The sequence below is a fragment of the Acinetobacter sp. WCHAc060042 genome (genome assembly GCF_003231195.1).
Taxonomy (GTDB): domain Bacteria; phylum Pseudomonadota; class Gammaproteobacteria; order Pseudomonadales; family Moraxellaceae; genus Acinetobacter.
The window spans coordinates 1-18,540 of record NZ_QKVN01000009.1 but is presented as its reverse complement, the minus strand read 5'-3'; the positions used below and the strand labels follow the sequence as shown (position 1 = coordinate 18,540).

Sequence of the window (18,540 nt, the reverse complement as noted above, 5' to 3'; positions counted from 1 at the left end):
CGAGGAGGTAATGATGAAATATTCAGAATATCAACCTCGCCCCGATCTACTCAAAGATCGTATCATCTTAATTACAGGTGCGGGCGATGGTATTGGTCGTGCTGCTGCATTAAGTTATGCCCTACACGGCGCAACCGTGGTGCTGCATGGGCGTACCTTAAATAAGCTCGAAGTCATTTATGATGAAATTGAAGGCTTAGGTGCGCCGCAACCTGCAATTCTACCCTTGCAGCTATCAAGTGCCTCTCCTCGTGACTATGAATTATTGGTCGACACCCTAGAACGTCAGTTTGGGCGCTTAGATGGTATTTTGCATAATGCAGGTATTTTAGGTGAGCGTACTGAACTGGAAAATTATCCTGTCGATGTTTGGGATGACGTCATGGCCGTCAACTTACGTGCGCCATTCGTTATGACTCAAGAATTAATGCCCCTCCTGAAAAAATCTGAGCATGCCTCTGTGGTTTTTGCCAGCTCAGGTGTCGGGCGGGAAACGCGTGAACGTTGGGGCGCATATTCCGTGTCTAAGATCGCGATTGAAGCGGTCAGTCAACTGTTCGCCAAAGAAAATACCGCACCGAATATCCGATTTAACTGTATCAATCCGGGGGCGACCCGCACAGCGATGCGTGCCAAAGCCTATCCTGATGAAGATCCAAAAACATTGCCGACACCTGAAAATATCATGCCTGCCTATCTGTACCTGATGGGTGATGACAGTTTGCATATGAATGGTCAGAGTATTGATGCACAGGACTAAAATGAATCATAAAAAAGGAAGCTGCGGCTTCCTTTTTTATGCATCAAACTTTGGCTTTGTGCTCATATAGAATGTTTTAGACTTTGGCAGTGCTTGTCTTTTCCCAATTTTTGCGGATACTGATGTCCAATTCTATTTGCTAAGAGCATACCATGACGGACTTGAGCAACATCACCGTACAACCCACTGAAGATGGGATGGTGAGTCTATTGATTGACCAACAACCGATTTCAGAAAAATATGGAATGAAGTTTGAAGCCAGTATTGTCAAAGAACTGCAAGCACTGGAAAATGGTGCGACTCTGAAACTCTTTGATCAGTTTGTTTTTTCTCATACCGACTTAAACTTTGAACATAGCTACCACTATGTCACCGTGATTGCAAAAAACGACGACCAATATCAAACGAAGAAAAATTTTGTTTATAGGATTAAAATTGAAGGTCAGCCCGACATTGAGCATGCCATTCGTAAAAATGGTGAAGCAATGACCACAGCAGATGTACGTGAATTTATCCAAGCCCATGTGCAGAAATCATTAAGCGATTATACCGACCTCAACTACGCTTATTAGACCGAATCAGCCAAGTTGAAACATCAGCTTGGCTAACTGGGCATTAAAATCGTATTTTTAAATCATTTTAATAAAAATATTCGGTTTTATAGATGAACATTTCATGCTTATCATTCTGATTCATCAAGAACTTAAAATCAGGGCTCAGCATGACTGATGTACAACGTAAACATGACACCATTCGTCATATCCACAATCTACAACTGCCTGAAAGCTTAATTTCGGCTTTGGATGATACAGTTCAAGCCGAATCCGTTGTAAACGCGATTTTTTCATTGCAAAATCTGACCAAGCAATGGTATTAAATAATCGCCTTTGCTTTCTTTAACAAGGTCAAGCGATGCAATACCACAATGCAGAAAAACAGAAATATTTGACCAATTGCTTTAGACTTTGAATCAATTGGTGATTTAATTAACGGTCAAAATTAGGCATAATCTTCTTAATATCTCTGCATTTGTTAATAAATGCCCAATTTATCTTCACAGTTTCTCTGCATTTTTTTCGTACATTATAGGAAAGAGTGAAATTACCCTAATGAGGATTGAACATGAAAAAGATTTTGACAGTATTGGCAATCTCTTTCAGTGCTTTGATGGCAAGTAGTCTCAGTACTGCTGCCCCTCAGTTTGACAACGACCATCCACGCTTTGGTAATGAATCACGTGGTCGAGACTTTCGTGGTTCAGATGACGATGATCAACAAGACCGTCGACGTATGCGTGAAGAACGGGGTGTCAAACGTTTGCAACAGCATAAATGGCAACAAGGTTATGTGATGCCACAGCATTACCGTGGTAATGGCTATAAGGTCGAATACAAAGAGCATAATCTCCCTAAACCAAACCGTAACCAACAATGGTACAAAATTAATAATGACTACATCTTAGTCGATGCAGATAGCAACAATATTTTGCGTATCATGGGACTTTAATCTCCTTGTTGATCTTGCACCGCAAATCCACTATTTAAACCTGAATCATCATATTTTTATTCGCTTTCACACAATTTTAGACTAGGGTCTAGAGATGATAGTGAAGCGGAGTATAAAAGATGTTTTTCAGGTTTTTTATGTCTAAAACCCTGTAATGGACAATATTTCAAAGAAATAACAATCTCCTCAGTCTCTTCATACATTTCACAATTCACCTAAATAGCCCTCACGCTTTCTCTAGAGTTGTTCGCTAATTTTGAATCATCGAAACAAGATAAATACTGGATGAAAGCAATGAAAAAAATTCTGACTGTAATCACCCTCTCTTTAGGTGCACTCATAACAACATCTGCCATGGCAGCACCTCAGGATTATAATCGCTCTCATGATCATGACTCGCGTTGGGATCAACGTAATGATCACCGCTCTAATACAAACGACCGCTATAAAAACAGCCGTGTCAACCCGAGCCGAGACTGGCGCTCAGGTCAATATCTTCCCCGAAGTTATGATTCATCACGTTATCATGTCAGTAACCGCGAAGCGCGTCGCCTACCCAACACAGGGCGTTACCAACAGTGGTACAAGATCAATGGCGACTATGTCCTCGTCAATGAGCGTAATAACCGTATTCTCCGCATTATTAACTAATCAGCCATTCATTTCGGCAAGCCAATCAAACACCTGATCTTTGCATCAGGTGTTTTTTAATTTAAGACTTCCTCTTCTGCAATTTTTGATTAAAATCATGCTAAGCAGTTCATTTTGAGACAGGCATGCACGCAAATTCCATCGAAACACATCACAGTACAACTTTGCAGTATGTGCATTGGTTTCGACATTCTGCGCCTTATATCAATGCTCACCGCAATAAAACCTTTGTAATCATGTTTGATGGTGAAGCCGTTCAGCATGATAACTTTCAACATATTATTCACGATATTGCCTTACTGCATTCACTCGGGATTCGTCTGATCTTGGTGCATGGCGCACGTCCGCAAATCAACCACAATCTAAAACAAAGCCAGCTACAGACACCATTTCATCAACATCGCCGCGTGACCACGCGAGAATCCCTAAGTTGCGTGATGAACGCGGTAGGCTCAATTCGTTTGCAAATTGAAGCCTTACTGTCGATGGGGTTGGCCAACTCACCGATGTATGGTGCACGCATTGATGTAGTTTCAGGGAATTTTGTTACAGCCAAGCCCTATGGCATTCGCGATGGGGTCGATTTTCAGTTAACAGGTGAAGTCCGTACGGTCGATACCGATGCCATTCAACGCCATTTGGATAACCACAATATTGTGCTACTCGGGCCAACTGGCTACTCCACCACAGGCGAAGTATTCAACCTGCTAGCAGAAGAAGTGGCAACCCGTACGGCGATTCATCTTAAAGCAGACAAGTTAATTTTCTTGGGCAAGCAACATGGTCTGCTCAATGAACATAGTCAGTTGCAACGCGAAATTTCTCCACACAAACTCGATGCACAAATTGAGAAATATCAAGACTCTAATCCAGACATTGCCTTACATTTACGTGGTGCCAAAAAGGCCTCGACGCATGGCGTACATCGGGTCCATCTCATTTCCTATGCTTATGATGGTGCCTTGGTTGAAGAGCTCTTCACGCGGGATGGCTCAGGCACCATGATTACCGATGCCCATTATGAAGAAGTCCGTATGGCCAACATTCAGGATGTCGGCGGGCTGATTAACCTATTACGTCCGCTTGAAGAAGAAGGTATCTTGGTGTATCGCTCACGTGAACGTCTCGAAAACGAAATTGGTCAATTTGCCGTGATTGAACGTGATGGCATGATCTTGGCCTGTGCTGCCCTCTACCCACTACCAGCGGCGGAAGGTGAAATACACAGTGCTGAAATTGCGTGTGTTGCAGTCGATCCGAGTTATCGCAAATCTAATCGCGGCAGCCAAATTTTGCATTATCTCGAAGGTAAAGCCCGCAGTATGGGGATTCAGCAGTTGTTTGTACTGACCACACGTACTGCACATTGGTTCTTAGAACATGGCTTTGAAACCGCCAATGTCGATGAACTTCCCAATGCCCGCCAAGCCTTATACAACTATCAGCGCAACTCACTGGTCTTTAAAAAGCCACTTTAAGTGGCTTTTGCAGGATTATGGATATCTTTATTTCTCATATCTTTATCGAGAAAATACCACCCCAATCGCTCAAGTCCATATAGCGTGAAAGACTAAGCTTATTCAAAAAATAAAAATGCATTTTAAATAATAAATATCAATAAGTTAATCTTAATAAATTTTATATTTTATGTTTTTTATATTGCTCATTTTCACATAAGTTTTGCACTTTTGTTTTTATCTTTTTTTTTCATGTCTAAAGCCTGATTTCTTATTTTTTCTGAAAAGAAAAGCCCTTTAGCGTATGTGTTCACCAACTCACCACTTTATTTATTTGGAGTTAAGAAACACATGAGCACCTCTCAAGCAAAGTTCTGGATCAAAACAAGCGTTCTTGCTGCAACAGTCGCGGGTGCCATGATGTTATCTGGATGTGGAAAAAAAGAGACTGAAACCGTCACACTGAATATTGGCTTTCAAAAATATGGCATTTTGCCAATCGTCAAAGAGCGAGGCACTTTAGAAACGGCGCTTAAAGCACAAAATGTCCAAGTCAAATGGGTTGAGTTTCCCGCAGGTCCACAGCTCCTCGAAGGTTTAAATGTCGGCAGTGTGGTCTTTGGTGAAGCAGGTGAAGCCCCTCCAATTTTCGCTCAAGCCGCGAACGCTAACTTGGTTTATATTGCCAACCAACCAGCAGCACCCAAAGCAGAAGCACTGATCGTACAAAAAGATTCGAAAATTCAAAGCATTCAAGACCTAAAAGGTAAACGAATTGCACTCAACAAAGGTTCAAATGTGCATTACCTGCTACTTAAAGTATTAGAAGCGAATAACCTCAAACTTTCTGATATTGAAGCAGTGTATCTACCCCCATCAGATGCACGTGCTGCGTTTGAACGAGGTGCAGTCGATGCATGGGTCATTTGGGATCCCTTCTTTGCGGCCGCTGAACATCAAATTTCGGCGCGTGTGATTGCTACTGGAGAAAACTTGGTGAGTAATCATCAGTTCTATTTGGCCGATCGTAAGTTTGCGGAAGCTCACCCCGAAGTCTTAAAAACAGTCGTGAAAGAATTAAATACCACAACACAGTGGGTTAAACAAAATCAACAACAAGCTGCCCAATTGCTAGAAAAACCAACGGGCTTGTCTTTAGACATTTTACAAAGCTCGATTGGTCGTATGGGCTTTGGCGTTCAGCCCATTTCAGCCGAAGTCGCAAAAAAACAGCAGTACGTTGCCGATGCTTTCTATCAACAAAAACTCATTCCAAACAAGCTGAATATTGACGCTGCCATTATTAAATAAAAATATAGAGATCATTATGAAAACACTGAAAACAGTTTCTAGTATTGGCATCGTCAGCTTGAGTCTTGGACTCGGGGCATGCCAAAAGCAAGACACAGCAGCACCGAACACGCCAGAAAAACAGGCAGCAGCTCCAGTTAAAACACTGTCAATTGGCTACCAAAAGTCGTCTTTGAACCTATTGGTCGCGCGTGAGCAAAAATTATTTGAGCAGCAATTTCCTCAAGCCAAAATTGAATGGAAAGAATTTCCTGCTGGTCCACAAATGTTAGAAGCATTATCCGTTGGTGCTGTCGATTTTGGTGCTGTGGGCAATACCCCACCGATCTTTGCCCAAGCTGCTGACAAAGCACTCAGTTATGTCGGCTACGAACAAGTACCCGCTAACTCTCAAGCCCTGTTAATTCCTAAAAATAGTAGCATTGGTTCAATCCAAGCCTTAAAAGGCAAACGCATTGCCGTTCAGCGTGGTTCAAGCGCGCATGAGTTGTTGGCGAAAATCTTACAAAAAGCAGGACTCAGTTGGCAGGACATTCAACCGATTTGGCTGCCCCCTGCGGATGCACGTGCCGCGTTTGATAAACAATCCATTGATGCATGGGCCATTTGGGAACCCTACCTCAGTGCAGCAGAACAAGATGCTCATGCCAAAGTTTTGATTGATGGCACAGCATTTCCACAAACCTATTCTTTTTATATTGGCAATCCAAAATTTATTCAGGCCTATCCTGAAGCGACTGCCCAATTCATCCACGGCTTGAATCAGGCCGATCAATGGGTGCTGAAAAACCAAGTACAAGCACTTTCGGTCTATACCCAAAGTACGGGTTTACAGCCCTCTATTGCTCAACGGGTCATCGACAAACGTCTGAAACCGTCTCCGATTCAAACCCTGACGCCTGAAGTGGTACAAGCCCAACAACAGATTGCCGATTTGTTTCAACAAGTCCAGCTCATTCCGAAACACATTCAAGTTCAAAGTACCGTTTGGGTTGCACCGAGCAAACCTTAAACGACTCTATCTAAGGATTTTTAAAAATGAAAATTTTCTGGTTTATCCCAACTCACGGCGACAGTCGCTACTTAGGTACCAGCAAAGGTGCTCGTCAAGTGGACCATGCTTATATGAAACAGATTGCGGTTGCCGTGGATAATTTAGGTTATGAAGGTGTACTGATTCCAACGGGTCGTTCATGTGAAGATCCATGGTTGACCGCAGCCAGTCTGATTGATGCCACGAAAAAATTAAAATTCTTGGTTGCATTACGTCCAGGCGTGACCACTCCGGCACTGGCTGCACGGATGGCAGCCACCTTTGACCGTCTCTCCAATGGTCGAGTTTTATTGAACTTGGTGACAGGTGGCGATGAAAAAGAACTGCAAGGCGATGGTGTTTATGAAGACCACTCGACTCGCTATAAAACCGCCAATGAATACGTCAAAATTTGGCGTGAGATTTTAACCCGCTCCCATACAGGTGAAAGCTTTAGCTTTCACGGCGAACGTCTAAACGTAGATGATGCCAAACTGCTGTATCCACCTGTACAACAACCCTACCCTCCACTTTGGTTTGGCGGTTCATCGGATGATGCCATCGAGTTGGCGACGGATCAGGTTGACACGTATCTGACATGGGGAGAACCTCCTGCGGCAGTCAAAGCAAAAATTGACACTGTACGTGCCAAAGCCGAGGCCAAAGGCCGTACGCTCAACTATGGTATCCGTCTGCATGTGATTGTACGTGAAACCAATGAACAAGCATGGCAAGCGGCAGAAGAGCTTATTCAATATGTCGATGATGCCACCATTGCTGCAGCACAGGCAAAATTTAAGAGCATGGACTCGGTCGGCCAACGTCGCATGGCCGAACTACACAATGGTGACCGCAGTAAACTTGAAGTATCTCCCAACCTTTGGGCTGGTGTAGGACTGGTTCGTGGGGGTGCAGGTACGGCATTGGTCGGTGCCCCTGAAACAGTTGCAGCGCGTATTCAAGAATATGCTGACTTGGGCATCAGTACCTTTATTTTCTCAGGCTATCCACATCTTGAAGAGTCGATTCGTTTTGCCGAGTTAGTGTTCCCACTCCTGCCACTTGAAACTCAAGCAAAGTTAGCACAACCAAATTTAACAGGTCCCTTTGGTGAGATTGTGGCAAACAACTACACACCTGATGAAAACAAAAAAACAAAAGCGATTCAGGAGCCTGCCTAATGTCCAAAATCGTTTCAGTGCAAACCCTCCAGCAGGAAAAGGTTTCACGTGGAACCCAGTTGGGGCAGCTATTGCTGCCTTGGCTCTTTCCTATCGGCTTAATTGTGCTTTGGCAAATTGCTTCTAGCACAGGACTCTTAGAAAGTCGCATTTTACCTGCACCTACTGCAGTAGTTAGCGCTTTCTGGCACCTGCTACTGAGTGGTGAACTATGGAAGCATGTGCAAGTCAGTGCAGGCCGTGCCTTACTCGGCTTATTGGTGGGTGGCGGTTTAGGGCTATTTCTGGGTTTGTTAAATGGTTCATCGAAAATGGCGTCCACCCTGCTCGACACCACTCTACAGATGATCCGAAATATTCCCGCACTGGCACTTATTCCATTGGTGATTTTGTGGTTCGGGATTGATGAAAGCGCCAAGCTGTTCTTGGTTGCGGTCGGGGTGTTTTTCCCCATTTACATCAACACCTATCACGGCATACGTTCAGTAGATCCGCAACTGATTGAAATGGGGAAAAGCTATGGCTTGACCCGTTGGCAACTGTATAAAGAAATTATTTTACCCGGCGCGATGCCCTCTATTTTGGTTGGTCTGCGCTTTTCACTGGGTTTGGTGTGGGTGTTATTGATCGTTGCCGAAACCATTTCGGCACAAGCGGGCATTGGTTATATGACCATGAATGCGCGTGAATTTTTACAGACTGACATCGTCTTGGTGGGGATTTTACTGTATGCCCTACTTGGAAAACTGGCTGATGTACTGGCCGTCACATTAGAAAAATACCTGCTGCGTTGGCATGCAGGATACCAAAAATAAGGAGTCTGAGATGACTGATTTAAGCCTTGGTCGCCATGCCACTATTACATCGCAGCCAAATCATAATCAAGACATTAACCCTCAAGCGGTGCTTGGGGCCGAAATTATTATTGAACAACTGCATAAGTTTTATGGTTCAGTTAAAGTTCTTGAAGACTTAGACCTGCATATTCAGCCAGGTGAGTTTTTAGCCATTGTCGGACGTAGTGGTTGTGGTAAAAGTACGCTACTGCGTCTGATTGCCAACTTAGAACAACAAAGCTATGGTGAAATTAAGTTTAAATCCGCGCGACACCTCCGCGAAGGGATTACCGCAGACGATATTCGTGTGATGTTTCAAGATCCACGCTTACTGCCATGGCGTTCTATAGAAAAAAATGTGCAACTGGGCTTAGCCAAAGAACAACATGCCAATGCCTCTAGTCTGTTGGAAAAAGTCGGGCTTAAAGACAAAGCGGGGCTTTGGCCTTCGCAGCTCTCTGGGGGACAACGCCAACGCACTGCCTTAGCACGGGCTTTATCCCATAAGCCACGGATTTTACTGTTGGATGAACCTTTAGGTGCATTGGATGCCCTCACTCGCTTGGACATGCAGAATTTGATTGAAAAATTATGGACGGAACAAGGTTTTACCGCCATCTTAGTTACGCATGATGTCAGCGAAGCCGTTCAACTGGCAGATCGAATTATTTTGTTAGACCGTGGTCATATTGCCAAAGAGTTTCAAGTCAACCTACCCCGTCCCCGGGTCAAAGATGTCGCTTTTAACTCACTTGAACAGCAAGTATTAAATGCCGTTCTGGCCACCTAACTTTATTCAATATCCTTAGCATGGCGCTAAGGATCTTTTTGCACAGGCGTGAAAATATGAGACGCTCATGTATTTCAAACACTTACATATTTAAAAAGTGAAATTTCACGTTATTTTTACAAAACACCCCTGAAAAAAATCTATTCTTTCGTGTCTGTGATACAAAATAGTTTTTACATAATGATATTTTATTGGACAAGTTTTAGAATTTATCGCAATTTATTAGTCAATCTACAGAATAAATGATCATTATTCAAAAAATTAAATTTCCACTTTGTGCACAAGTCTGATGATTTGCCGTACAATTTGTCCTTCCCCCTTTTTATTGTTTTTTAAATTAGCGAATGGAACAGAAAAAGAGTACTCAAAAACGCCACCAGCTGCTGAATGCTGCACTAGATGTCTTTTCACTCTATGGTTTTAATGGAGCGAGTTTAGATGAGATCGCACAGATTGCTGAGATGCACAAATCGAATATTTTCTATTACTATGAAAATAAAGAAGCTTTGTACGTTGAAGTTTTAACGACGGTTCTGCAAAAGTGGTTAGCACCATTGCAAATGCTAGAAGCGGACTTAGAGCCAGAAGAAGCGATCACCAACTACTTATTGCAAAAGATTGAGGTTTCTCGGACTCAACCTAAAGCCTCACGCTTATTTGCGCTAGAAGTCATTCAAGGTGCTCCACATATTCTGGAAATACTCAAAGGGCCTCTAAAGAAATTGGTCAAACGTAAAGCTAAAGTGATTAGCAATTGGCAAGAACAAGGCAAAATTTCAAAAGCAATTGATCCTGAATTGCTCATTTTGAATATTTGGGCTTTGACACAAAACTATGCTGACTTTGCCACACAAATGGAAATGGTGACAGGTAAAACCCTACGTAACCGTAGTATGCAACAGCGTGTAATTCAACACACTGTACATATGATGTTATATGGTGTGATCCCAAGAACTCCGTCTGACTTATTCAAACCTGAATAGTTTTGGCATACGACCATAGCACTCTATGGTCGCCAAATTTAAAAAGACAAAATCAAAGCCTCAGATACTTTCAAATAATCTCAATAATTTCTGAGCGCCCAATAGGAGATTGTCTTCCCAATCCAAATGAGCAGTGTCGTTAGCTCCATCTGAAATATATTTAACTGAAATCAGACGTACATCGAGCTTTTTACAAACCTTTGCCAAGGCATAACCTTCCATATCCACCAAGTCGCACGCGACTTTGGGTGTTCCTGTTTCAAAGCTATCACCAGTCCCACAGATACCTGTGCGTAACTGCTGAAAAAAAGGCTCCAAATGAATTTCAGCGGGGTCCATGCTGTCAAATGGTGTAAAGCCGACCGCAAAACCGAGTGGTGAAACATCCATATCACGCTGTACAAATTGAGAAACTTCGATCAACTCATGCTGATCAAAATAACTACTGCCAGCGGTACCTAAATTAATCAGGGTTTTACAACCTGTTTTTTGAATCACTTCAAATGCTTTATAGGCCGCATTGACTTTGCCCACACCACTGTAATGAACTTCAATCCCTGCTTGTTCAAATAATCCTTTGGATTCATTCGGCAAAGCCATGATCAGTGCAACATCTGACATAACATACTCAAATAACAGACTTCATTCAGCCCATTAGAAAGCAAATCTATCCGAAAGAAAAGTAGTTTAAACACCACGACCCAAAATCGTATCCAGCATTTTGATCTAAGTAAAAAATAGCATTTTCACTGACTTTAATGCTGTTCCAAATAGGCTTTTAAACAGGGTGAAAAAAACAAATGGCCTTGATAAAAACCATGCGCGGTTTTGCTTGCAACTAAACACCAAAGTATCAGCAGAATGGCAGCAAAGGCATAGCCAACAGCGTAGAGGAAAACTAAATTCAATTGCTGCGCTAAATTAAGAATCGCGAGGGTGTACACGCCCAACGGAAATGTCAGTCCCCACCAGCCGAGGTTAAAAGGTAATTCCTGTTTGGCATGGTGTAAAGTGGTCATCACAGCAATGCCTAACCACCATAACCCAAAACCGAGCAGAATGAGACTACCGAAAATTCCTGCATATTGAAAAAGCTGGCCCATTTCAGCCAAATCTATGCTCACCAAAACTGTCGGTGCTTGCTGTCCTAAAATCAATAAAGCCAAAGCCCCCGTACCGATCGGTCCCAAAGCCAACCAACTGCTGACTGCCAGCTCTTTTTCGGGTAGTTTATGTAAGACTAAACGCAACATTAAAATCGTTAAAATAGCAAAAGCAGGTAAAACAGAAATACCCCAAAGGACATAGCTAGCCAATAAAATCGCAACAGCATGACCATCTGTTGGCAAATGCCCCAGCAATAGACCGCCACTGCTGGCCGCAACCTCACAAGCCACGATCGGCAACAACCAAACTGCTGTCATATTGATCAAACTATGTTGCTGACGCTGATACATGACAAAAGGAACACCCCATGCCACCAATAGTGCAAGGAGCACATCTACGTACCAAAGGCTCTTGGCGACATGAACCGCAATATCTCCATAAATCGGCTGCCCATACTTTAAACAGCCATTTAGAATCGTCGCCAGTGCCATCGGAATAGTGCCTAAAAACAAACTCATCATCGGATGCTGAAAAATCTGTTTAGCTTCATGCGGATAAAATACCCAACGCAGTCCATAAAGCACAGTAAAAAGTACAAAAAGCGCAATATTGAGATACCAAAGCGTTGTGCCGAACGACCATGTGAATGACTTTAAAATCGGAAACTCTGATACAATAAGCGCCACCACACCTGTTCCCATACTGACAGTAAACCAGTTGGGGGTAAATTGACGGATCAGATTTTGCCGCTGTCCAAGTTGTGTAAATGGTTTTTGCATGAGTTGGTCCTCATTAGAAACTACATTTATACTAACCAAAACCATAAATAAGAGAAATTGATTAATTCATATTAAATAAATCAATTAAAATGATATATGTGAACTTTCTACGAAATTTTGCATTGTCAAAAAACAACCACAAGACGAATGCCCAAGAATATGGCAATATATAAGCCGTTATTTATTCTAAGCACTTGATTTGCCCATGAAGCTGCTCCGTCTACATGCTTTGCCCTCACACTCTGAATTAGAAAAAACCGTTGTCACCATCGGTAATTTTGACGGGGTGCATTTGGGTCATCAAGCCATGATTCATCAGCTCAAAGCCGTTGCAAAACAACACAACCTAAAAACAGTGGTGATGATTTTTGAACCTCAACCACTTGAATTTTTTAAAGCTTATGATGCTCCACCGAGGATTTCATCCTTACGTGAAAAAGTCGAATATTTAACTGAGCTAGGTGTGGACTATATTGCAGTTGCTAAATTTGACAATAGCTTCCGGAGTTTAAGTGCCGAAGCATTTGCCGATATTTTAAAAGATAAACTCAATGCCCAAAGTTTGGTTTTAGGCGATGATTTCCACTTTGGTAAAAATCGCCAAGGCAATAGTGAATTTCTTAAAAATTATGGTTTTCAAGTGCATAATCTTGAAACCGTCCTCGCAGAAGGTGAACGCGTTAGTTCAACCCGGATTCGCCAAACTCTTGCAGCAGGGGATTTGGCACTCGCAGCACAATTATTAGGCCGACCTTATAGCATTACAGGTCGAGTGCAGTATGGCGACCAAATTGGTCGAACCCTAGATTTTCCAACCATTAATGTGCGTTTAAATCGTCACAAACCTTGTTTAAACGGCATTTATGGTGTCGATGTGATTTGTGAAACCACATCCCTACGCGACAAAGTCAAAGCAGACCAACCTGAACGGTTGGGCATTGCTGGATATGAACCTTCTGCCCTTTTTGGCGCAGGTCATGTTGGAACACGGCCAGCCATTCAGCAAGATCATCCTGAATGGCGATTAGAAGTACATTTCCCTGATGTTTCTGCTAATCTGTATGGCTTATTAATGCGGGTCACCTTCTTAAACTATTTACATGGTGAAAAGAATTACCCTTCGCTGGAAGCACTAAAAGCAGGAATTGATGACGATGTGGTGAAACTGCTTGAGTTTCGTCAAAACACCCCAACATTTCCCTTTTAAATACCCAATCAATTTTATGTAAAACGCGTCAGTCTAAAAGCTGATTAAATTGGAAGAAAACTTGCATGAGCGACAAGCAAACTACTGAAAATGCAGTGGATTATAAAGCCACACTTAACCTCCCAGGTACCGATTTTGCCATGAAAGCAAATCTTGCGGTGCGTGAAGCAAAATGGTTAGAAGAGTGGTATGCCGACAACATTTATCAGCAGATTCGTGCGTCGCGTATTGGCAAGAAAAAATATGTCCTACATGACGGCCCTCCGTATGCAAATGGTCAAATCCACTTGGGTCATGCGGTAAACAAAGTCCTCAAAGACGTCATCATTAAAAGTCGCGTGCTCGATGGCTTTGATGCACCTTATGTTCCAGGTTGGGACTGTCACGGTCTACCGATTGAACTCAAAGTTGAAGAAAAAGTCGGGAAAGTCGGTGTAAAAGTGGATGCTTCGACTTTCCGTAAAGCCTGCCGCGAATATGCTTACACCCAAGTCGAATTACAAAAGAAAGACTTCGTGCGCATGGGTGTGTTTGGGGATTGGGACAATCCTTATCTGACCATGAACTTCAAACAGGAAGCAGACATTGTGCGCTCTGTCGGCGCGATTGCGAAAGCAGGTCATATCGAACCAGGTCTCAAACCAGTAAACTGGTGTCTCGACTGTGGTTCAGCTTTAGCTGAAGCAGAAGTCGAATATGAAGATAAAAAATCAGATGCAATTGATGTTGGTTTCACCGTTGTCGACTTAAAAGATTTAAGCGCACGCTTAGGGGTGGATGTTCAAGACCCAACCGATATCGTGATTTGGACCACCACACCGTGGACTTTACCTGCGAACCAAGCGGTTGCTGTACATGCAGAAATTGACTATCAATTGGTTCAAGTCACAACTGATCGCGGGACACAAAACTTTATTTTGGCCAAAGACCTAGTTGCATCAGCAGTTGAGCGTTATAAGTTTGAAAACCCTATCGTTTTAGCTGATTTCACGGGTTCGGCTATCGAAAACTTATTATTACAACATCCTTTGATTACAGACCGTCAAGTGCCTGTGATTTTAGGTGAACACGTGATTGCAACCAGCGGTACAGGTGCGGTTCATACTGCGCCAGGTCATGGTGTGGACGACTATAAAGTCGGTTTACTGTACAACTTAAAAGTTGAAAACCCAGTCGGTGGCAATGGTGTATATTTACCAACGTCACCCGTTTTTGCTGGTGAGCACATCTACAAAGCCAATCCAAAAATCATTGAAGCGTTGGGTGCAGTCGGTCGCTTGTGGGCGCATCAACCGATCAAACATAGCTATCCGCATTGCTGGCGCCATAAAACTCCAATTATTTTCCGTGCGACCCCGCAGTGGTTTATCAGCATGGATGCACAAGGCTTACGTCAAAATGCGTTAAATGCGATTGAAAACGAAATCAGCTTCGTGCCAGATTGGGGCAAAAACCGTATTCAAGCTATGATCGAAGGTCGTCCAGACTGGTGTATTTCGCGTCAACGTACTTGGGGTGTACCAATCCCATTCTTCGTGCATAAAGACACCAATGAGCTACATCCGCGCACAGCAGAGTTGATCGAAGAAGTCGCGAAGTTAATCGAACAAGAAGGAATTGACGCTTGGTATAACCGTGAAGCGAAAGACTTTATTGGTGATGAAGCGGAACAGTACAATTGTGTGCGTGACACTTTAGACGTATGGTTTGACTCAGGCACAACCCACTATGCCGTGCTGCGTGAACGCGAAGAACTCACCGATCCAGCCGATTTATACCTTGAAGGCTCAGACCAACATCGTGGTTGGTTCCAGTCTTCATTATTAACCTCTGTCGCTATCAATCAACGTGCGCCGTATAAAGGCTTGCTAACTCATGGCTTCGTGGTGGATGAAAAAGGCCGTAAGATGTCAAAATCTTTAGGCAACATCATCACCCCACAAGACATCATTAAAGACATGGGTGCAGATGGCTTGCGTTTCTGGATTGCATCGGCAGATTACCGTTATGAAATGACTGCAGGCAAAGAAATCTTTAACCGTGCATCAGATGGCTATCGTCGTATTCGTAATACTTTGCGCTTCTTGTTGGCGAACCTCAATGGTTTCAAACCATCGACCGATGCACTGCCTGTAGATCAATTGATCGCACTTGATCAATACATCTTGCAACGTGCAGCAGATGTACAGAAAACCATTCAGCAAGCCTATGAAGATATGAACTTCCATATCGTGACCAATGCGCTGACCAACTTCTGTATCAACGACTTGGGTGGTTTCTATCTAGACATCATCAAAGACCGTCAGTACACCACTAAAGCAGATTCGCAAGCGCGTCGTTCGGCTCAGACTGCGTTGTATCATTTGGTACAAGCCTTTGTGCGTTGGATGTCACCAATCTTAAGCTTTACCGCTCAAGAGGCATGGCCACTGATTCCAGAACAAACTGAGAAATATGTGTTCACTGCGGAATGGTATGAGATTCCTGTGGCTTCAAAAGCAAACCTGTTGTCTGAAGCCGATTGGCAAACCCTCATTGCAGTGAAGTCTGCAGTGAACAAGTTCATCGAAACTGCACGTACTGCGAAAATCGTGGGTTCAAATCTCTCTGCCAAAGTTGAACTGTGGGCAGATGCCGAACTCAAAGACGTACTTGATCGTCTAGATGATGAACTTCGCTTTGTCCTGATCACATCGCAAGTACTTGTGAATACATTCGATGCAACTCAAGGCGAAGCTTCTGATTTGGCAGGTCTGAATGTTAAAGTCTCAGCTGCTGATGGTGAAAAATGTGTACGTTGCTGGCATGTTCTACCAGATGTGAATACACATGTTACACATCCAGGTTTATGTGGACGTTGTATTATCAACCTTCCTACAGGCCAAGGCGAAGAGAGAAAATATGCCTAACCCTCAACAGAAAAAGGGCTTATTCCAATTCTATCCGCATAATTTAGTGTGGGTAGGCTTGGCTATTCTAGCCATTGTCTTAGATCAATGGACCAAATGGATTGCCAGTACCCATCTGAATTATGCAGATCCAGTACCAGTTCTGCCCTTTTTAAATTGGACCTTATTGCATAACTATGGCGCAGCCTTTAGTTTCTTGTCCGATGCTGGTGGGTGGCAACGCTATTTCTTTACCTCTCTTGCTGGTATTGTGTCTGTCATTTTCCTGTTCTGGCTGATGCGTATGCCAAAAACAGTAAAAGTCCTGCCCATTGCAATTGCGCTTATTCTAGGTGGTGCTATAGGCAATTTAATCGACCGTATTAGCTTAGGCTATGTGGTTGATTTCATTCATGTGTACTATCAAAACAGCCACTTCCCTGCGTTTAATATTGCTGACAGCTCAATTACGCTTGGAACTATCCTTTTGTTGATCGATACCTTTTTTCTCGAAAAAAATCGTATCCAACGTGCCGAAGTAAAAAATGACTGATTTTATTAATCCCAATGAAGAAACTCGCGTAAGCGAAGGCTCAAAAGTTGAGTTACATTTTTCTGTTTCCATTGAAAATGGCGTGGAAATTGACAATACGCGTAGCCGTGAAGAACCTGTGAGCCTCGTGATGGGTGATGGTAGCCTATTGCCCGGTTTTGAAAAGGCGCTGTTTGGTTTACGAGCTGGTGACCGCCGTACCGTAAGCCTACCACCAGAAGATGCTTTTGGTCCTTGGAACCCTGAGAATGTACAAAAGTTTGATACGGTTAAATTTGAACAGCGACCAATCGAAGGTCACATGATTGAGTTTGAAGACAAAGCCAAACAAAGTCTTTATGGTGTAGTTAAAACTGTAGGTGATGACATCACCGAAGTAGATTTTAATCATCCATTGGCAGGTAAAGATATTACCTTTGAAGTTGAAATCTTCAAAGTGACCCCTGCCGGACAACAAGGCATCAAAATTATGTAAAGCCACAGATCGACCGTCTGTGTGTCATTCAAAGCTCCTTCGGGGGCTTTTTTAATGCCTCAAACATTTATCCATCAGATACATATTCAATCTATGCAAAGCTTAAATTTCATACTACCGTAACGTGATCACATTTATTTTCCAAGGATTTTGCATGAAAATTCAAGTCATTATTGGCAGTGTCCGCGAAGGGCGTACTGCCATTAAAGTTGCGCGATGGGTGCAAAAAGGCTTTGAACAACTTGGGCTCAATACGGTCCAACTCGAATTGGTCGACTTAAAAGAGTGGGATTTGCCAATTTTTGCAGGTGCAAATCCCCCAATGACGGGCATTTATGATCAACCTAAACAACAAGCATGGGCCGATCACATTGTCCAAGGCGATGCCTTTATTTTTATTAGTCCTGAATATAATCACGGCTATAGTCCAGCACTCAAAAATGCATTGGACTATTTAGGCAAAGAGTGGCAAGGCAAACCTGCAGCTTATATTAGTTATGGTGGCACCAACGGCTCACGCTCCATCGACCAAATTCGCCAAGTCGGTACTCAACTCGGCCTAGTCGATACCAATGCCGTGATTGAAATTCGGGATATTTTTTCACGCAATAAAACCGAAGATTTTGAACCGAATCCTTTTGATGAGAAAAATCTAAAAGCAGCAATTGATAAACTGATTAAATATGTCAGCGCATAAAGATGAGATTCTTATGTACGCGATTGCTTACAGTAACTTGAGTATTTGTCGGCTTTTCAATCAACAGTATCGACGCTATAGTTAAATCATACAGAGACAGGAAGTCTCAATTAAAAACAAAAATAATAAAATATACAGCAGGATGCTGATCGGTAGGACAGGAGTTATACCGTTTGAAAGAATTTAAAAAGCCCCCGACAGGATGTTGGGGGCTTTTTAATTCCAGTTTGATATTTTAAATATTCACATCAAATCCTAAATTAACATCAGATGCGGCTTGACCACCTCGTATCCCCCAATTCTCTAAGTTAGACTCACGAATTAAA

The 18,540-nt window shown here is 42.9% G+C and carries 19 protein-coding genes; 17 read left to right on the top strand and 2 right to left on the bottom strand.

The window, feature by feature from the left end:
- Positions 1 to 13 precede the first annotated feature (13 nt).
- The 12 genes from DPG01_RS05490 to DPG01_RS05440 all read left to right on the top strand — a co-directional run bounded on the left by DPG01_RS05490 (position 14) and on the right by DPG01_RS05440 (position 10,508).
- A complete protein-coding gene (locus DPG01_RS05490) occupies positions 14 to 760 on the top strand; it encodes a YciK family oxidoreductase (protein WP_110974420.1) in 747 nt (248 codons plus the stop codon).
- A 152-nt stretch (positions 761 to 912) separates the two neighbouring features.
- Positions 913 to 1,332 carry a hypothetical protein gene (locus DPG01_RS05485; RefSeq protein ID WP_110974419.1) on the top strand — a complete coding sequence of 140 codons (420 nt, stop codon included), beginning with the start codon at positions 913 to 915 and terminating at the stop codon, positions 1,330 to 1,332.
- A 149-nt stretch (positions 1,333 to 1,481) separates the two neighbouring features.
- Positions 1,482 to 1,637, top strand: a complete 156-nt coding sequence (locus DPG01_RS18765; RefSeq protein ID WP_171327358.1) for a hypothetical protein — start codon at positions 1,482 to 1,484, stop codon at positions 1,635 to 1,637.
- Positions 1,638 to 1,882: 245 nt separating this feature from the next.
- A complete protein-coding gene (locus tag DPG01_RS05480; RefSeq protein ID WP_110974418.1) occupies positions 1,883 to 2,266 on the top strand; it encodes an RcnB family protein in 384 nt (127 codons plus the stop codon).
- A 294-nt stretch (positions 2,267 to 2,560) separates the two neighbouring features.
- Positions 2,561 to 2,917 (top strand): RcnB family protein, encoded by a 357-nt coding sequence (locus DPG01_RS05475; RefSeq protein ID WP_110974417.1) that lies wholly within the window; start codon positions 2,561 to 2,563, stop codon positions 2,915 to 2,917.
- A gap of 125 nt (positions 2,918 to 3,042) precedes the next feature.
- The gene (gene argA / locus DPG01_RS05470; protein WP_110974416.1) at positions 3,043 to 4,395 is read left to right on the top strand and encodes an amino-acid N-acetyltransferase; all 1,353 of its coding nucleotides are present in this window, start codon (positions 3,043 to 3,045) and stop codon (positions 4,393 to 4,395) included.
- Between the two features lie 330 nt (positions 4,396 to 4,725).
- On the top strand, positions 4,726 to 5,685 hold the full coding sequence (locus tag DPG01_RS05465; protein ID WP_110974415.1) for a sulfonate ABC transporter substrate-binding protein: 960 nt from the start codon (positions 4,726 to 4,728) through the stop codon (positions 5,683 to 5,685).
- 16 nt (positions 5,686 to 5,701) lie between these two features.
- The gene (locus tag DPG01_RS05460) at positions 5,702 to 6,697 is read left to right on the top strand and encodes an aliphatic sulfonate ABC transporter substrate-binding protein (protein ID WP_110974414.1); all 996 of its coding nucleotides are present in this window, start codon (positions 5,702 to 5,704) and stop codon (positions 6,695 to 6,697) included.
- A gap of 26 nt (positions 6,698 to 6,723) precedes the next feature.
- Complete coding sequence (ssuD, locus tag DPG01_RS05455) at positions 6,724 to 7,899, top strand: FMNH2-dependent alkanesulfonate monooxygenase (protein ID WP_110974413.1); 1,176 nt, start codon at positions 6,724 to 6,726, stop codon at positions 7,897 to 7,899.
- Complete coding sequence (gene ssuC, locus DPG01_RS05450) at positions 7,899 to 8,714, top strand: aliphatic sulfonate ABC transporter permease SsuC (RefSeq protein WP_110974412.1); 816 nt, start codon at positions 7,899 to 7,901, stop codon at positions 8,712 to 8,714. Before ssuD ends, ssuC begins: the two co-directional genes overlap by 1 nt.
- Before the next feature lie 10 nt (positions 8,715 to 8,724).
- The gene (locus tag DPG01_RS05445) at positions 8,725 to 9,525 is read left to right on the top strand and encodes an ABC transporter ATP-binding protein (RefSeq protein ID WP_110974411.1); all 801 of its coding nucleotides are present in this window, start codon (positions 8,725 to 8,727) and stop codon (positions 9,523 to 9,525) included.
- A 344-nt stretch (positions 9,526 to 9,869) separates the two neighbouring features.
- On the top strand, positions 9,870 to 10,508 hold the full coding sequence (locus tag DPG01_RS05440) for a TetR/AcrR family transcriptional regulator (RefSeq protein ID WP_110974410.1): 639 nt from the start codon (positions 9,870 to 9,872) through the stop codon (positions 10,506 to 10,508).
- A gap of 60 nt (positions 10,509 to 10,568) precedes the next feature.
- On the opposite strand, the gene DPG01_RS05435 is transcribed toward DPG01_RS05440, so the two are convergent.
- Positions 10,569 to 11,129, bottom strand: coding sequence for a 5'-nucleosidase (locus DPG01_RS05435; protein WP_110974409.1), 561 nt, complete (start codon positions 11,127 to 11,129; stop codon positions 10,569 to 10,571).
- Positions 11,130 to 11,263: 134 nt separating this feature from the next.
- Positions 11,264 to 12,394, bottom strand: a complete 1,131-nt coding sequence (locus DPG01_RS05430) for a TDT family transporter (RefSeq protein ID WP_110974408.1) — start codon at positions 12,392 to 12,394, stop codon at positions 11,264 to 11,266.
- Positions 12,395 to 12,599: 205 nt separating this feature from the next.
- Between DPG01_RS05430 and ribF the strand changes: the two genes are divergently transcribed.
- From ribF to DPG01_RS05405, 5 genes are all read left to right on the top strand, one after another.
- Positions 12,600 to 13,601, top strand: a complete 1,002-nt coding sequence (gene ribF, locus DPG01_RS05425; protein ID WP_110974407.1) for a bifunctional riboflavin kinase/FAD synthetase — start codon at positions 12,600 to 12,602, stop codon at positions 13,599 to 13,601.
- A 65-nt stretch (positions 13,602 to 13,666) separates the two neighbouring features.
- A complete protein-coding gene (gene ileS, locus DPG01_RS05420; protein WP_110974406.1) occupies positions 13,667 to 16,510 on the top strand; it encodes an isoleucine--tRNA ligase in 2,844 nt (947 codons plus the stop codon).
- Positions 16,503 to 17,042: a signal peptidase II gene (lspA, locus tag DPG01_RS05415; protein ID WP_110974405.1), complete on the top strand. Its 540-nt coding sequence runs from the start codon at positions 16,503 to 16,505 to the stop codon at positions 17,040 to 17,042. Before ileS ends, lspA begins: the two co-directional genes overlap by 8 nt.
- On the top strand, positions 17,035 to 17,517 hold the full coding sequence (locus DPG01_RS05410) for an FKBP-type peptidyl-prolyl cis-trans isomerase (protein WP_086210742.1): 483 nt from the start codon (positions 17,035 to 17,037) through the stop codon (positions 17,515 to 17,517). Before lspA ends, DPG01_RS05410 begins: the two co-directional genes overlap by 8 nt.
- A 154-nt stretch (positions 17,518 to 17,671) precedes the next feature.
- Positions 17,672 to 18,214, top strand: coding sequence for an NADPH-dependent FMN reductase (locus tag DPG01_RS05405; RefSeq protein ID WP_086210743.1), 543 nt, complete (start codon positions 17,672 to 17,674; stop codon positions 18,212 to 18,214).
- The last annotated feature ends 326 nt before the right edge of the window (positions 18,215 to 18,540 follow it).

Coding starts and splice junctions, on each gene's coding strand:
- DPG01_RS05440 (WP_110974410.1), top strand. CDS start 9,870: ATGGAACAGAAAAAGAGTACTCAAAAACGCCACCAGCTGCTGAATGCT.
- DPG01_RS05435 (WP_110974409.1), bottom strand. CDS start 11,129: ATGTCAGATGTTGCACTGATCATGGCTTTGCCGAATGAATCCAAAGGA.
- DPG01_RS05405 (WP_086210743.1), top strand. CDS start 17,672: ATGAAAATTCAAGTCATTATTGGCAGTGTCCGCGAAGGGCGTACTGCC.
- DPG01_RS05430 (WP_110974408.1), bottom strand. CDS start 12,394: ATGCAAAAACCATTTACACAACTTGGACAGCGGCAAAATCTGATCCGT.
- DPG01_RS05410 (WP_086210742.1), top strand. CDS start 17,035: ATGACTGATTTTATTAATCCCAATGAAGAAACTCGCGTAAGCGAAGGC.
- ribF (WP_110974407.1), top strand. CDS start 12,600: ATGAAGCTGCTCCGTCTACATGCTTTGCCCTCACACTCTGAATTAGAA.
- DPG01_RS18765 (WP_171327358.1), top strand. CDS start 1,482: ATGACTGATGTACAACGTAAACATGACACCATTCGTCATATCCACAAT.
- DPG01_RS05480 (WP_110974418.1), top strand. CDS start 1,883: ATGAAAAAGATTTTGACAGTATTGGCAATCTCTTTCAGTGCTTTGATG.
- DPG01_RS05475 (WP_110974417.1), top strand. CDS start 2,561: ATGAAAAAAATTCTGACTGTAATCACCCTCTCTTTAGGTGCACTCATA.
- DPG01_RS05465 (WP_110974415.1), top strand. CDS start 4,726: ATGAGCACCTCTCAAGCAAAGTTCTGGATCAAAACAAGCGTTCTTGCT.
- DPG01_RS05490 (WP_110974420.1), top strand. CDS start 14: ATGAAATATTCAGAATATCAACCTCGCCCCGATCTACTCAAAGATCGT.
- ileS (WP_110974406.1), top strand. CDS start 13,667: ATGAGCGACAAGCAAACTACTGAAAATGCAGTGGATTATAAAGCCACA.
- argA (WP_110974416.1), top strand. CDS start 3,043: ATGCACGCAAATTCCATCGAAACACATCACAGTACAACTTTGCAGTAT.
- DPG01_RS05445 (WP_110974411.1), top strand. CDS start 8,725: ATGACTGATTTAAGCCTTGGTCGCCATGCCACTATTACATCGCAGCCA.
- ssuD (WP_110974413.1), top strand. CDS start 6,724: ATGAAAATTTTCTGGTTTATCCCAACTCACGGCGACAGTCGCTACTTA.
- DPG01_RS05460 (WP_110974414.1), top strand. CDS start 5,702: ATGAAAACACTGAAAACAGTTTCTAGTATTGGCATCGTCAGCTTGAGT.
- ssuC (WP_110974412.1), top strand. CDS start 7,899: ATGTCCAAAATCGTTTCAGTGCAAACCCTCCAGCAGGAAAAGGTTTCA.
- lspA (WP_110974405.1), top strand. CDS start 16,503: ATGCCTAACCCTCAACAGAAAAAGGGCTTATTCCAATTCTATCCGCAT.
- DPG01_RS05485 (WP_110974419.1), top strand. CDS start 913: ATGACGGACTTGAGCAACATCACCGTACAACCCACTGAAGATGGGATG.